The 12,857-nt window shown below is 72.0% G+C and carries 13 protein-coding genes; 6 read left to right on the top strand and 7 right to left on the bottom strand.

The window, feature by feature from the left end; translation table 11 throughout:
* Nucleotides 1-83: 83 nt before the first annotated feature.
* Complete coding sequence (locus Q344_RS25560; protein WP_028287095.1) at nt 84-1,352, bottom strand: RsmB/NOP family class I SAM-dependent RNA methyltransferase; 1,269 nt, start codon at nt 1,350-1,352, stop codon at nt 84-86.
* 717 nt (nt 1,353-2,069) lie between these two features.
* Between Q344_RS25560 and Q344_RS0112945 the strand changes: the two genes are divergently transcribed.
* Nucleotides 2,070-2,255 carry a DUF1674 domain-containing protein gene (locus tag Q344_RS0112945; protein WP_028287094.1) on the top strand — a complete coding sequence of 62 codons (186 nt, stop codon included), beginning with the start codon at nt 2,070-2,072 and terminating at the stop codon, nt 2,253-2,255.
* An 84-nt stretch (nt 2,256-2,339) separates the two neighbouring features.
* On the opposite strand, the gene Q344_RS0112940 is transcribed toward Q344_RS0112945, so the two are convergent.
* The gene (locus Q344_RS0112940) at nt 2,340-2,693 is read right to left on the bottom strand and encodes a hypothetical protein (RefSeq protein ID WP_028287093.1); all 354 of its coding nucleotides are present in this window, start codon (nt 2,691-2,693) and stop codon (nt 2,340-2,342) included.
* Nucleotides 2,694-2,749: 56 nt separating this feature from the next.
* Entirely contained in the window at nt 2,750-3,556 is an 807-nt protein-coding gene (gene dapB, locus Q344_RS0112935; protein WP_028287092.1) for a 4-hydroxy-tetrahydrodipicolinate reductase, read from the bottom strand.
* A 127-nt stretch (nt 3,557-3,683) separates the two neighbouring features.
* Here dapB and rbfA point away from each other — a divergent pair, with 127 nt between their 5' ends.
* Nucleotides 3,684-4,109 carry a 30S ribosome-binding factor RbfA gene (gene rbfA, locus Q344_RS23915; protein WP_036539198.1) on the top strand — a complete coding sequence of 142 codons (426 nt, stop codon included), beginning with the start codon at nt 3,684-3,686 and terminating at the stop codon, nt 4,107-4,109.
* The gene (locus Q344_RS0112925) at nt 4,109-4,855 is read left to right on the top strand and encodes a phosphodiester glycosidase family protein (RefSeq protein ID WP_028287091.1); all 747 of its coding nucleotides are present in this window, start codon (nt 4,109-4,111) and stop codon (nt 4,853-4,855) included. The genes rbfA and Q344_RS0112925 overlap by 1 nt, the downstream gene beginning before the upstream one ends.
* Nucleotides 4,856-4,867: 12 nt before the next feature.
* Here the strand turns inward: Q344_RS0112925 and Q344_RS0112920 are convergent, their stop codons facing one another.
* Nucleotides 4,868-5,524, bottom strand: coding sequence for an SGNH/GDSL hydrolase family protein (locus Q344_RS0112920; RefSeq protein WP_028287090.1), 657 nt, complete (start codon nt 5,522-5,524; stop codon nt 4,868-4,870).
* Between the two features lie 190 nt (nt 5,525-5,714).
* Between Q344_RS0112920 and Q344_RS0112915 the strand changes: the two genes are divergently transcribed.
* Nucleotides 5,715-7,313, top strand: a complete 1,599-nt coding sequence (locus Q344_RS0112915) for a Y-family DNA polymerase (protein WP_244881788.1) — start codon at nt 5,715-5,717, stop codon at nt 7,311-7,313.
* A gap of 73 nt (nt 7,314-7,386) precedes the next feature.
* Nucleotides 7,387-8,562 (top strand): acyl-CoA dehydrogenase family protein, encoded by a 1,176-nt coding sequence (locus Q344_RS0112910; protein WP_028287088.1) that lies wholly within the window; start codon nt 7,387-7,389, stop codon nt 8,560-8,562.
* A 363-nt stretch (nt 8,563-8,925) separates the two neighbouring features.
* Here the strand turns inward: Q344_RS0112910 and pcaF are convergent, their stop codons facing one another.
* A complete protein-coding gene (gene pcaF / locus Q344_RS0112905; RefSeq protein ID WP_028287087.1) occupies nt 8,926-10,122 on the bottom strand; it encodes a 3-oxoadipyl-CoA thiolase in 1,197 nt (398 codons plus the stop codon).
* A 146-nt stretch (nt 10,123-10,268) separates the two neighbouring features.
* Here pcaF and Q344_RS0112900 point away from each other — a divergent pair, with 146 nt between their 5' ends.
* Nucleotides 10,269-10,616 carry a DUF2794 domain-containing protein gene (locus tag Q344_RS0112900; RefSeq protein WP_028287086.1) on the top strand — a complete coding sequence of 116 codons (348 nt, stop codon included), beginning with the start codon at nt 10,269-10,271 and terminating at the stop codon, nt 10,614-10,616.
* Between the two features lie 32 nt (nt 10,617-10,648).
* Here Q344_RS0112900 and Q344_RS0112895 read toward each other — a convergent pair whose 3' ends face one another.
* Together Q344_RS0112895 and Q344_RS0112890 are read right to left on the bottom strand one after the other, a co-directional pair.
* Nucleotides 10,649-11,476, bottom strand: coding sequence for a C40 family peptidase (locus Q344_RS0112895; protein WP_028287085.1), 828 nt, complete (start codon nt 11,474-11,476; stop codon nt 10,649-10,651).
* Nucleotides 11,473-12,855: a leucyl aminopeptidase family protein gene (locus Q344_RS0112890; protein ID WP_028287084.1), complete on the bottom strand. Its 1,383-nt coding sequence runs from the start codon at nt 12,853-12,855 to the stop codon at nt 11,473-11,475. Before Q344_RS0112890 ends, Q344_RS0112895 begins: the two co-directional genes overlap by 4 nt.
* Nucleotides 12,856-12,857: the final 2 nt, after the last annotated feature.

Below are 12,857 nucleotides of genomic sequence, written 5' to 3'. Positions count from 1 at the left end.
TCTTTCCGCCGAGTCTATCGCCCGAAGGGTCGAAAGTCATGAGGGAATGGCCCGGCGCCCCCGATGGCGCGCCGGGCGCGGCGTCACTGCCGCAGGACGGCGATGTAGAAGCCGTCGATCCCGCCCTGCCCGGCCCAGTGGTCGGGGCGGATCCGCAGGCCGCCCTCTTCGCTGAACCACGCCTCGGGGATGCCCGGCAGGGCGCGCGCCTCGGTGTCGATGCGCAGGCCCGGGTGACGCTCCAGCGCCTCCTCGACCTGCACCTCGCCCTCGTCGGGCAGCAGCGAGCAGGTGCAGAACACCAGCCGGCCGCCCGGCGCCAGCAGGGTCAGCGCGTGGTCGATCATCTGCGCCTGCAGCTCGATCAGCGCACCGAATTCGCTGCCGTCCTTGGCGACCGGCAGATCCGGGTGCCGGCGGATCGTGCCGGTGGCCGAACAGGGCGCGTCCAGCAGGATCGCGTCATAGGGCCCGCCCGCATGGTCCAGCGCGTCGCCGGTGAGGCAGGTGGCGGTCAGGCCCGTCCGTTCGAGGTTCTCCTTCACCCGGGCCATCCGCCGCTGCGAGATGTCGAGCGCCGTCACATCCGCCCCGGCCGCCGCCAGCTGCAGCGTCTTGCCGCCCGGCGCGGCGCAGAGGTCGAGCACTTTCTCGCCCTTCTGCGGCGCGAGCAGCTTCGCGGGCAGCGCCGCGGCGGCGTCCTGCACCCACCAGGCGCCCTGTTCGAACCCCGGAAGGGCCGAGACCTGCACCGACTCGGTCAGCCGGAGCGATCCGGTCGGCAGCAACTCGGCCCCCATCTCGCCCGCCAGCACCTCGGCCTGCGCGGGCTCGCGCGGGGTGAGGTCGAGCGGCGGGGCAAGGAAATGCACCTCTTCCATCGCGGTGACGGCCGGGTTGCCCCAGGCCTCGGCCAGCGGCTCGCGCAGCCATTTCGGCAGGCGCGGCACGCGCAGCGTCTCCCATGCGGCGGGGCCGGTATCGGCGATCTTGCGCAGCACGGCGTTGACGAGGCCCTTCAGCGCCTCGCTGTTGGGCACCTTCGCGGCGAGGTCGACGCAATCGTTCACCACGCCATGCGCCGCGCCGCCGGTGCAGAGCTCCCACGTGCCGAGCCGCAGGATGTTGCGGGTGGTGAGCGGCGGGTATTTCGTCATGTGCCGCTGCAGCAGCCGGTCGACCCGTTCGAGGCCGCGGAGGGTCTCGGTCGCGAGCCGCTGCGCCCGCGCCTTGTCCGAGGGCGAGAGCCGGTCGAGCGGCCCGCCGGGGCCGGTGAGTTCGGACAGGAGCTTCTCGCGCCCGATCACGCCGTCGAGCAGCGCCACCGCGCCGCCCCGCGCCGTCTGCGGCAGAGGCTGCCGGTCCGAGCGCGGCCCGTCCGACCGTCGGGGTCCGTCGCGGTGATCGGAATCCTGACGGTCCGCCGGACGCTTGCCGCCCCGGCCCTGCGGCCTGCCCGCCCCGTCGCCGCGCGGCCCCTTGCCGTGGGGCCTGACGCCCGCCTCGCGCCGCGGGCCCTTGCCCTCGGGCCGGTCGCCATCGCGCCGGGGACCCTTGGCGTAGGGCGGCCGATCCGATCCACCTTCCCGCCGCGGGCCCTTGCCGTAGGGCTTGTCGCCCGCCTCGCGCCGCGGGCCCTTGCCCTCGGGCCGGTCGCCCTCGCGCCGGGGACCCTTGGCGTAGGACGGCCGATCCGACCCGCCTTCCCGCCGCGGGCCCTTGCCGTAGGGCTTGTCGCCCGCCTCGCGCCGCGGGCCCTTGCCCGCGGGCCGGTCGCCGTCGCGCCGGGGACCCTTGGCGTAGGACGGCCGATCCGATCCGCCTTCCCGCCGCGGGCCCTTGCCGTAGGGCTTGTCACCCCCTTCGCGCCGCGGGCCCTTGCCCGCGGGCCGGTCGCCATCGCGCCGGGGGCCCTTGCCTGCGGGGCCTCCACGGCCGCCGGACCGGCGCTCTCCGTCGCCCTCGCGGGGGCCGGAGGTCGGGGATTTCGGGTCTTTGGCCATAGGGCGACTCCTTGCACAGCGCAGGGCGCGGCGTATATCAACCTCGTGACCCGGAAGGAAGCCGAGATGAACGATACCGCGCAAGACCGCCCCGATCTGCCCCCCGCCGCCCAGCGGGCGCTGGCCGAGGCCGAGGAACGTCGTCGCAAGGCCGGCGAGTTCAGGCTGCCGAAGGAGCTCGGCGGCCGCGACGGCCCCGAGCCCGTGCGCTACGGCGATTGGGAGAAGAAGGGGCTCGCGGTCGACTTCTGAGGCGGCCGCCTCCGACCCACCGATGCCGAGGCTCTCCGCACCTGGCCAATGCGCCCGGCCGGTCCCCCGCGCCGGAGCATCGGATCACTGCAGCCGCAGCTTCGCGGTATCGCCCGCCCCCTTGTCCGAGGTGAACCGCAGCGCGGCACCCTCGAGCTGGACCGCCTGGCAATTGTAGCTGTCGATCACCTTGCCGCCCCATTTCAGGACCCGGCAGAAATAGCCGCCGTTCCATTCCCACGTCCCCGAGACATCCCGCCCCATGGCGGAGCCGGTGATCCGGCCGTCGCCGGTCACGTTCAGCGAGATGCCCAGCCGGGTGAGGTTCCGGCCCTGGACGAGCTGCACGAATTCCGACCGGTCCGTGATCGGTCTGGCGCCCTGCGCGAGGACGGGCGTGGCGATGAGCATGGCGAGCGCGGCGAGGATCGGGCGCATGGCTGGTCTCCTGTTCCGGTGTTCCGCATTACGCGGGACGGGCGGAACCGGATCACTCAGAAGCCCAGCACATCCGCCATGGAATATTCCCCCGGCGCCTTGCCCTGCCCCCAGAGCGCCGCCTTCAGCGCGCCGCGGGCAAAGATCGCGCGGTCGGTGGCGACATGGCGCAGGATCACCCGCTCGCCCTCGCCCGCGAAAAGCACGTCGTGCTCGCCCACGATGTCCCCGCCGCGGATCGCCGAGAAGCCGATGTGCCCGCGGTCCCGCGCGCCGGTGATGCCGTCCCGTCCGCGATCCGACACCTCGGCCAGCGACACGCCGCGCCCCTCGGCCGCGGCCTCGCCCAGCATCAGCGCGGTGCCCGAGGGGGCGTCGACCTTGTGCCGGTGATGCGCCTCGATCACCTCGACGTCCCAGTCGGCGTCGAGCGCCTGCGCGACCTTGCGCGTCAGCTCGACCAGCAGGTTCACGCCAAGGCTCATGTTGCCCGCCCGCACGATGACCGCGTGCCGCGCCGCGGGCTCCAGCCTCGCCAGATGCTCGGCCTCCATCCCCGTGGTCCCGATCACGTGCACGAGCCGGGCCTGCGCCGCCAGCGCCGCGAATTCCACCGTCGCTGCGGGGGCGGTGAAGTCCAGCACCGCCTGCGCGGTGGCGAAGGCCTCCAGCGGGTCGTCGGTCACCACCACGCCCTTCGCAACGCCCATGACCTCGCCCAGGTCCTGGCCGACCCAGGCGTGGCCGGACCGCTCCACCGCGGCCGAGACGCGGGCCTTGCCCGAGGCCTCGACGGTGCGGATCAGCATCTGGCCCATCCGGCCGGAGGCGCCGGTCACGACAATGTTCGGCAATTCGCTCATCACAGGTCCCTCATGTTCGGCGGGTCACGGCGGATCAGGCGTTTTTGATCCGGTTTCGCCCCGGAGGCCTGCTTACCGCCTGCGCCGCTCCTTGGCAAAGCCCGCGCGAGCGCGTAGATGCGGAGACATGAGCAATGCATCCGCCACAGGGGGCCGCGGCCCGTCGCAACGCCAGCTTCGCGTCGGCGAACTGATCCGCCGGACCCTGTCCGAAGCCCTGATGCAGGGCGAGATCCACGATCCCGACCTGAACCGCCTGTCGATCACCGTGGGCGAGGTCCGCGTGACCCCCGACATGAAGATCGCCACCGCCTATGTCCTGCCCCTCGGCGGGCAGCATCAGGACGAGGCGATCGCGCTGCTGGCGAAGAACAAGGGCGAACTGCGCCGCCTGCTCGGCCGCAAGACCGAGCTGCGCTTCACCCCCGACCTGCGGTTCCGGATCGACGACACCTTCGACCGGATGGACGAGACCCGGCGCCTGTTCAGCCAGGAGCAGGTCCGCCGCGACGTCGAGGCGCCCGCCACCGACGACGAGGGTGACGACACGTGATCCGCCTGGGTCTGAAACTCGCGCTGGCCCTCGGGTTCGGCGCCGTCGCCGCTCCGGCCTGGGCCACCCAGTGCACCGAGCAGGACTACAAGGGCAACACCTACGTGGTCTGCGAGGTCGCGCCCGCGACCGAGGACATCCGGCTCTTCCTCTATGACGACAAGGGCGAACCCTACGGCCAGTTCGATGCGGTCGACCAGTCGCTGGGCGAGGGCAAGCGCCTCGCCTTCGGGATGAACGCCGGGATGTACCACGAGGACCGCGCGCCGGTCGGCCATTACGTCGAGAACGGCGAAGAGGTCATGCGGGTGGTCCCGAACGCGGGGCCCGGCAATTTCGGGATGCTGCCCAACGGCGTGTTCTGCATCCGCGACGGCCGGGCCGACGTGGTCGAGACGCTGAAGTACCAGAAGACGCTGGAAGGTCAGTGCCGCTTCGCCACCCAGTCGGGCCCGATGCTGGTCATCGACGGAGAGCTGCATCCCCGCTTCCTGCCCGACAGCACCTGGCGCTACCTGCGCAACGGGGTCGGCACCAGTTCCGACGGGCAGCGCGTGGTCTTCGTGATCTCGCGCAACGCGGTCACCTTCCACGAATTCGGATCGTTCTTCCGCGACGCGCTCGGCCTGCCGCAGGCGCTCTATTTCGACGGCAACATCTCGCGCCTGCACGCGCCCTCGATCGGGCGCAGCGACGGCGGCCGCCGGATGGGACCCGTCGTCGGGGTGGTCGCGCCGGCGGAGTGAGGGCCGGGCGCCTCAGCGCCCGATCTGCGCCGCCACGAGGTCCGCGATCCGCTGCGAGCCCTTCACCGACGGATGGGTGCGGTCCGCCGCGAAGAGCGTCAGGTCGTCCGGCCGGAAGACATCGTCCATGTCCACCAGCGTGACCCCCGGATCCGCCGCCGCCATCCGGCGCAGCCGCGTCTCGAGCACGCGGTAGGGACGCTCGCAGGTCGTGCCCGCGAAGCGCGGCGAGGTGTAGTAATCCGCCCAGATCACCCGCGCGCCGCGCCCGCGCAGCTCCGTCACCAGCGCCGGGATGGCCCCGCGCGCCCCGTCGTCCGAGATCAGCCGGTCCAGCACCGCCCCGCAGTCGGAACAGTTGCAGTTCCGGCCGAGGTCGTTCGCGCCGCCGTTGACCACCACCCATTGCGTGGCCACGCCGTCAAGCTGGCGGGGAATGTTCAACGGGCCGCCGCCGCCCGCGACCTGCGCTCCCGGGAAGGAGACGTCGCCGACCGGCTCGCCCAGCCGGGCGCGCAGCCCGTCCGCGACCGAGCCGCCCTGCCCCCGGTTCCAGGCCATCACGGAATCCCCCGCCACGACGACGCGCGCGTCGCCGGGCACGCCGCGGGCGCAGGCCGCCAGCAGTCCGGTGGTCAGGATCAGGCTCAGGACGATCAGGGCTCTCATCCCGGGCGACGTAACGCGCCCTGCCCCGGGATCAATCGCCCCGGGATCAATCGCCCTGGGCCTCGGCGCGGACTCGACTCGCCGCCCACCCTTCCGGTAAAACGGAACAAACAGCGAACTTCCGAATCCCATGCCTGCCCCGTCCCGACGCATCCTCTCCGTCTGGTTCCCCCGCCTCGGCGCGGAGCGGATGCTGCGTGCGCAGGGGGGCGACCATGGCCAGCCCCTCGCCGTGGTGGAAGAGAGCGGCAACCTCCAGACCCTGCATTCGCTCTCCGCCGCGGCCTCGGCGGCGGGGCTCAGCCGCGGCCAGCCGCTCAGGGATGCCCATGCGATGTGCCCCGAGCTGATCACCCGGCTCAGGAATCCGCAGCGCGAGGCCGCCTTCCTGACGGTCCTCCGACGCTGGGCCGGGAAATATTCCCCCTGGGTCGCCGAGGTGGCGCCCGAATCCCTTCTGATCGACATCTCGGGCTGCGCCCATCTCTTCGGCGGCGAGGCGCCGCTGCTGGAACACCTCGCCACCGATTGCGCCCGCCTCGGCCTGACGCACCTGGCGGGGATCGCCGACACGCCCGGCGCCGCATGGGCGCTTGCGCGCTACGCCGGCCGCGCGGCGGAGCACCACCGCACCGGCGACGCGGTGGATGCCGAGGCGCCCTCGACCCGGTCGCGCGCCGCGCGGCGCCACTGGGTCAAGGGCGGCCCCGGTCCCGCCCGCGCCTCCGAACCCGCGCCGACCGCCCGGATCGCCGCGCCGGGCCAGACCCGCAGCGCGATCGCGCCGCTGCCGGTGGCGGCGCTTCGGCTCGATCCCCAGACCCTCGAACAGCTCGCCCGCCTCGGGTTGCGGCGGGTGGAGGACCTGCTGAACCAGCCCCGCGCCCCGCTTGCCCGGCGCTTCGGTCGGCAGCTCCCGCTCCGCATCGATCAGGCCCTCGGCCATGTGCCGGAACCCGTCTCGCCCGCAAAGGCCGACCGGCCCGACGCCGTGCGGATGACCCTGCCCGAGCCGATCGGGCTGGAAAGCGACATCCTCGCCGGGCTCGACCGCCTGCTCGACCGGCTCTGCACCACGCTCGAAGCCAAGGGGATGGGCATCCGCACCGCCCGGCTGCAGGTCTATCGCACCGATGGCTCGATGCAGTGGATCACCGCGGGGCTCGCCCGGCCGAGCCACGACCCCGAGCGGGTGCGCCCCCTGCTCGCCATGAAGGTGCCCGAGATCGACGCCGGTTTCGGCATCGACATGCTGCGGCTCGAGGCGGTGCAGGCGGAGCCGGTGCACAAGGTCCAGACCCGCGGCCACCTGGCCGCCGGAGAGGCGGTGACAGAGCGGCTCAAGGGCGATTACGCGCTCGACGACCTGATCGCCCGGATCGGCGGCCGTGTCGGGATGGAGGCGGTGACGCGGCTGCACCCGGCCTCGTCCCACATCCCCGAGAAGGGCGCCATCACGCTTGCCGCCGCCTGGTCCGAACCCGCGGGAGACTGGCCGCTCCTGCCGCTCCGGCGTCCGCTCCTGCTCTGGCGGCCCGAGCCGGTGCAGGCCCCCGACACGCCGCATCGCCCCGAGACCTTCCGCTGGCGCGGCCGCACCCTCCGCCCGCTTTCGGCAAGGGGACCGGAGCGGATCGCGCCGGAATGGTGGCTCGACGATCCGGAGTGGCGCTCGGGCGTGCGGGATTACTGGCGGGTGACGGTCGAGGGGGGCGAACGGCTCTGGCTCTACTACGCCCACGGGGGGACGATGTCCTCGGGCTGGTTCTGCCAAGGCCGGTTTGCATGAGTGTGTCCGGCGGGGGAATGGGCGTGACAGCCGCCCGCCCGCGGCGTTCACTGCGCGCGACAAGGAGGCCCCGATGGATTTCACCCTGAGCGAAGAACAGCAGATGCTGCGCGACCTCGTCGCCCGCTTCGTGCGCGACAACCTGATCCCGCTGGAGCCCGCCGTGCTGGCCCGCGAAGCCGAGGGCGAGGACAAGGCGATCCCGGCCGCCGACCGCGAACGCATCGACGCGCGGGCCAGGGAGCTCGGGCTCTATGCGCTGGAATCGCCCGAGGAATTCGGCGGCTCGAACCTCGACACGGTGACCATGGTCGGCGTCTTCGAGGAGCTGGGCCGCACCTGCATCGACTATTACTTCCCGCCCGACAGCCCGAACCTGCACATGCTGCTGCAGACCTGCAACGAGGAGCAGAGGGCGAAGTACCTCGAACCCTATGCGCGGGGCGACAAGATCAGCGCCATCGCGATCTCGGAGCCGAACGGCGGCGGCGATCCGGCCGCGATGATCACCCGGGCCGAGCCCGACGGGAACGGCTGGCGCATCAACGGACGCAAGATCTGGATCAGCCGCGCGCCCGAGGCGGATTTCACCATCCTCATGGCGGTGACCGATCCCGGCAAGGGCGCCCGCGGCGGCATCTCGGCCTTCCTCGTCGACCGGGACACGCCCGGCTACGAGGTGGCCCGCAAGATCCCGATGATCGGCGGCCGCGTGACCTACGAGATCGCCATCGACGACCTGAGACTCCCCGGCTCCGCCCTGCTGGGCGAGCTTGGCAACGGCTTCGGCCCGATGCAGCTGCGGCTCTCGCGGCGGCGGGTCGAGATGGCCGCCCGCTGCATCGGCACCACCCGCCGCGCGCTGGACGAGATGAAGGCCTGGGTGAAGGAGCGCAAGACCTTCGGCGACCTCCTGGCGAACCGGCAGGCGATCCAGTGGTGGATCGCCGACGCCGAGATGGAGCTGCACGCGCTCCGGCTGATGGTCTACAACACCGCCGCCAAGATCGACGGCGGCGCGCAGGCCCGGACCGAGTGCTCCATGGTCAAGCTGAAGGGCACCGAACTGGCGTGGGACACGCTCGACAAGGCGATGCAGGCCTACGGCGCCATGGGCATGACCAAGGAATTGCCGCTGCAGATGATGGCGAACCAGATCCGGGTGCAGCGCATCTACGAAGGCCCGAGCGAGGTGCACCGGATGCTGATCGCAAGGCACGCGCTGCAGGACCGGATCGTCGGGCTGTGAGCGGGCGGCCGGGCTGAAGCCCGCGGCCTGAGCCACTCATCCGAACCCCGCCACCCCGCGCAAGCCGGGCAAGCGCCGGCCCGTGGGATGGCGCTTCGCGACCTTTGAACCTCGCGCTTTATGCCAACCGTGGTAGCGCCCATGCCGACACGAGGCGCTTGCGTCACCAAGGCGCCAGCCCGCGTTCGTCGGGCAGAAGGTCCCCCGGACCTTTTGCTGACCCTCCTCACCGCCCGGCACCTGCCCGGCGGCCTCCGGTCTGGGTCCCCGGCCCGGGACCCGGCACCACCAAAGGAAAGAGCCGCCCCGAAGGACGGCTCCCACTTGCGTCGGCCGGGCTTCAGCCCGGCAAGCCCTCCGGCCTCACACCGCTTCGAGCATCAGGGCGATGCCCTGCCCGACGCCGATGCACATGGTGCAGACGGCGCGCTTGGCGCCCATCTTGCCCATCGAGATCCCCGCCGTCAGCGCAAGCCGCGTGCCCGACATGCCCAGCGGATGGCCGAGCGCGATCGCGCCGCCGTTCGGGTTCACCCAGTCCGCGTCATCCGCGATCCCGAGCTGCCGGGTCACGGCAAGACCCTGCGCCGCGAAGGCCTCGTTCAGCTCGATCAGGTCGATGTCACCGATCGAATACCCGGTCTGCGCCAGCAGCTTCTCGGTCGCCGGGGCCGGCCCGATCCCCATGATCCGCGGCGGCACGCCCGCCGTCGCCATCGAGACGATCCGCGCGCGGGGCGTCAGGCCGTATTTCTCGACCGCCGCCTCGGAGGCGACGATCACCGCCGCCGCGCCGTCGTTCACGCCGCTCGCGTTGCCCGCGGTCACCGAACCGCCCTCCGCGCGGAACGGCGTGGGCAGCGCGCCCAGCTTCTCCATCGAGGTCTTGCGGGGGTGTTCGTCGGTGTCCACGACGATCGGATCGCCCTTGCGCTGCCGGATCGAGACCGGCGTGATCTCTTCGGCCATGCGGCCCGACTCGATGGCGGCTGCGGCGCGTTCCTGCGAGCGGTAGGCGAAGGCGTCCTGGTCCTCGCGGCTCACCTGGAACTGCTCGGCCACGTTCTCGGCGGTCTCGGGCATGGAATCCGTGCCGAAATGCTTGTGCATCGCCTTGTTCACGAAGCGCCAGCCGATGGTGGTGTCATAGATCTCGGCCTTGCGCGAGAAGGCGCTGTCGGCCTTCGGCATGACCAGCGGCGCGCGCGACATCGACTCGACGCCGCCCGCGATCAGCACCTCCATCTCGCCCGCCTTCACGGCACGCGCGGCGGTGCCGACGGCATCCAGCCCCGACCCGCAGAGCCGGTTGATCGTCGCGCCCGGCACGTCCTCGCCGAGGCCCGCCAGCAGCGCGGCCATGCGGGCCACGTTGCGGTTGTCCTCGCCCGCCTGGTTGGCGCAGCCGACGTAGACGTCGTCGATCTTGAGCCCCGGGTTGCGGGCCAGCAGGTCCTTCATCACATGCGCCAGCATGTCGTCCGGGCGCACCGAGCTGAGAGAGCCGCCGTATCGCCCGATCGGCGTGCGCAGCCCGTCGCAGAGATATGCTTCGGCCATGGTCGTAATCCTCCAATGTGGCGTGAGCCAGGTCGCGCGCAACCTGCGCAAAACCCCGCCAGCGGTCAAGGCGGCGGGGACGCTTTCCATATGACGGAAGCGGCTTGCCCCTTGATTTCGGACCGCGGCTTCGCAACTCTTTCCACATGAACTTCGTCGCTCCTCCGTCCCAGGGTCGGCCGACGCCGGACCAGGTGACGTTCCACAAGACAGAGCTGCGCGAGATCGTGGGCCTCTACGGTCGCATGGTCGCGGCCGGGGAATGGCGCGACTACGCCATCTCCTTCCTGAGCGAGGTCGCCGTCTTCTCGGTGTTCCGCCGCGCTTCGGAGCAGCCGCTCTACCGGATCGAGAAACGGCCCAAGTTGCGCGACCGGCAGGGAATGTATTCCGTCGTCGGCATGGACGGCCGGATCCTGCGGCGCGGGCACGACCTCAAGATGGTGCTGCGCGTGCTCGAGAAGAAGCTGATCCGGTCGGTCGACCTCGACTGAGCCGCCGCGGGGCCCGCACCCCGGAGCGCGCCTCAGCCCAGCCGGCGCCGCCCCGTTGGCAACCCCTCGCCCTGCGCCTCGATCCGGGCGATCGCAGCCCCGAGCCCCTCGTAGGCCACCGCCATGTCATGTCCGTTCGCATGCAGGATGACGTCCGCATCGACGACCCAGACCACATGGCCCTTCCAGAATACCAGATCCCCGCGCCGCAGCGCCGCATCGGCCGGCAGCGCCGTGCCCAGCTCGCGTTCCTGCATGTCGCTGTCGCCCGGACAGGGGATCCCGCAGGCGACGCAGGCGACCTGCACCAGGCCCGAGCAATCGATCCCCATCCGGGAATTCCCGCCCCAGAGGTAGGGCGTGCCCAGCAACCGTTCCGCCACCGCGACCGGGTCGCGCTCGACCGCATCCACCGGCGCCAGATGCGGCGCCGGGATGAAGCCCTGCGGTGTCTCGGCGAAGCTGTCGTCCATCGCCGTCACCCGCACCCGGGCACCGAGCGTCAGCCAGTGCCGCTCGAACACCTTGATGCTGCGTTCGGGGTAGACATGGGTCGAAGGCGCGCGCACCACGTGGGTCGGTTCGACCGCCCCCGCCAGCACGCTCTCCTCGACATATCCGGTGTAGCCGTCCTTCAGCGCCTCGACGAAGGCGAAACCGTCGCGGACCTCCAGCAGGTCCAGCGCCTCGCCGAAGACCACCTGGCGGTCGCGCCGCCCCCCGGGCCCGGTCAGCAGGTCGGCCAGCGGGACGCCCACGGACCGCCGCTCGGGCGCGACGAAGCGCTCGGCCTCGGCCTGCCCCTCCAGCCGCCGTGCGGCGACGTGCCCGTTGCAGGGCCAGCGGCGCCGGTCGCTCATGCCTTCAGCACCTCGGGCAGCGCCGCGAGGATCGCGCGCCAGCCCTGCCCCACGCCGCCCTGCGGCCGCCCCGGCGCCGCCGAGGGCTGCCATCCGTAGATGTCGAAATGCGCGTAGTTCACGCCCCCCGCGAAGCGGCGCAGGAAGAGCGCCGCGGTGATCGAGCCCGCGAAACCGCCCTTCGGCGCATTGTCCAGATCGGCGATGCCGGGTTCGATCATCGCCTCGTAGGGCGCCCAGAACGGCAGGCGCCACACCGGGTCCGCCACCTCCTGCGCCGCCGCGGCCAGCCCCGCGGCAAAGCCCTCGTCATCGCTGTAGAACGGCGCGAGGTCCGGCCCCACGGCGACCCGCGCAGCCCCGGTCAGCGTCGCCATCGAGATCATCAGATCCGGCGCGCCCTCGGCCCCGTAGGCCAGCGCGTCGGCCAGCACCAGCCGCCCCTCGGCGTCGGTGTTGTTGACCTCGACCGTCAGCCCCTTGCGCGAGGTCAGGATGTCCCCCGGCCGGAAGGCATTGCCCGCGATCGCGTTCTCGACCGCCGGGATCAGCACCCGGAGCCGCACCTTCACGCCGAGCGCCATGATCGTCCGGGCGAGCCCCAGCACGTTCGCCGCGCCGCCCATGTCCTTCTTCATCAGACCCATCCCGGCGGCCGGCTTGATGTCGAGCCCGCCGGTGTCGAAACAGACCCCCTTGCCGACCAGCGTCAGCGCCGGGCCCTCCTCGCCCCAGGTCATCTCGATCAGCCGCGGCGCGTCCTCGGCCGCCCGGCCGACCGCGTGGATCATCGGGAAGTTCTGCGCCAGGAGCTCCTCGCCCGTGACGACCCTGAACGTCGCCCCGAAGCCCTGCGCCACCGCCTCGGCCGCGGCGGCCAGGGCCGAGGGGCCCATGTCCGAGGCCGGGGTGTTGATGAGGTCGCGCACCAGCGCCTCGCCCGCCGCGATCGCCTCGAGCCGCGCGGCATCCACGCCCTCGGGCGCCACCAGCCGCGCCCTGGCGCCGGATTTTTTGCGATACCGGCCGAAGGCATAGCCCGCAAAGAGCCAGCCGAGCGCCGCCTCCTCCAGCTCCGCCCCGGACAGGGTGCCGTCGAGCCGCCAGTCCCCCTCGGGCAGCGCGCCCGCCGCACTGGCCAGCGCGAAACGCTCGCGGCTCCGGTCGGCCCCGTCGCCAAGCCCGATGAGCGCGCCGCCCGGCGCACCATGGGCCCCCGGCAGGAGCAGGACCTTGCCGGAGCCCGCCCGGAAGCCGTTGCCGAGCACCCAGGCCTTGACCGCGTCCTCCTGCCTGTCGATCCAGCCGTCCAGCGTCTCGGGGCTGAGCAGCGTCAGCGGCAGGGCATCGGGCGTGTCAGGGGCGAAGGTCAGCGGCATGG

The organism is Pseudooceanicola nanhaiensis DSM 18065 (assembly GCF_000688295.1).
Lineage (GTDB): Bacteria > Pseudomonadota > Alphaproteobacteria > Rhodobacterales > Rhodobacteraceae > Pseudooceanicola > Pseudooceanicola nanhaiensis.
This window is presented reverse-complemented; position numbering and strand designations above follow the sequence as displayed.

What these genes read in the sequence shown, in the direction of transcription:
- Q344_RS0112910 (WP_028287088.1), top strand. Translation starts at nt 7,387, where the DNA reads ATGGATTTCACCCTGAGCGAAGAACAGCAGATGCTGCGCGACCTCGTC.
- dapB (WP_028287092.1), bottom strand. Translation starts at nt 3,556, where the DNA reads ATGAGCGAATTGCCGAACATTGTCGTGACCGGCGCCTCCGGCCGGATG.
- Q344_RS0112940 (WP_028287093.1), bottom strand. Translation starts at nt 2,693, where the DNA reads ATGCGCCCGATCCTCGCCGCGCTCGCCATGCTCATCGCCACGCCCGTC.
- Q344_RS0112915 (WP_244881788.1), top strand. Translation starts at nt 5,715, where the DNA reads ATGCTGCGTGCGCAGGGGGGCGACCATGGCCAGCCCCTCGCCGTGGTG.
- pcaF (WP_028287087.1), bottom strand. Translation starts at nt 10,122, where the DNA reads ATGGCCGAAGCATATCTCTGCGACGGGCTGCGCACGCCGATCGGGCGA.
- Q344_RS0112890 (WP_028287084.1), bottom strand. Translation starts at nt 12,855, where the DNA reads ATGCCGCTGACCTTCGCCCCTGACACGCCCGATGCCCTGCCGCTGACG.
- Q344_RS0112895 (WP_028287085.1), bottom strand. Translation starts at nt 11,476, where the DNA reads ATGAGCGACCGGCGCCGCTGGCCCTGCAACGGGCACGTCGCCGCACGG.
- Q344_RS0112900 (WP_028287086.1), top strand. Translation starts at nt 10,269, where the DNA reads ATGAACTTCGTCGCTCCTCCGTCCCAGGGTCGGCCGACGCCGGACCAG.
- Q344_RS0112920 (WP_028287090.1), bottom strand. Translation starts at nt 5,524, where the DNA reads ATGAGAGCCCTGATCGTCCTGAGCCTGATCCTGACCACCGGACTGCTG.
- rbfA (WP_036539198.1), top strand. Translation starts at nt 3,684, where the DNA reads ATGAGCAATGCATCCGCCACAGGGGGCCGCGGCCCGTCGCAACGCCAG.
- Q344_RS0112945 (WP_028287094.1), top strand. Translation starts at nt 2,070, where the DNA reads ATGAACGATACCGCGCAAGACCGCCCCGATCTGCCCCCCGCCGCCCAG.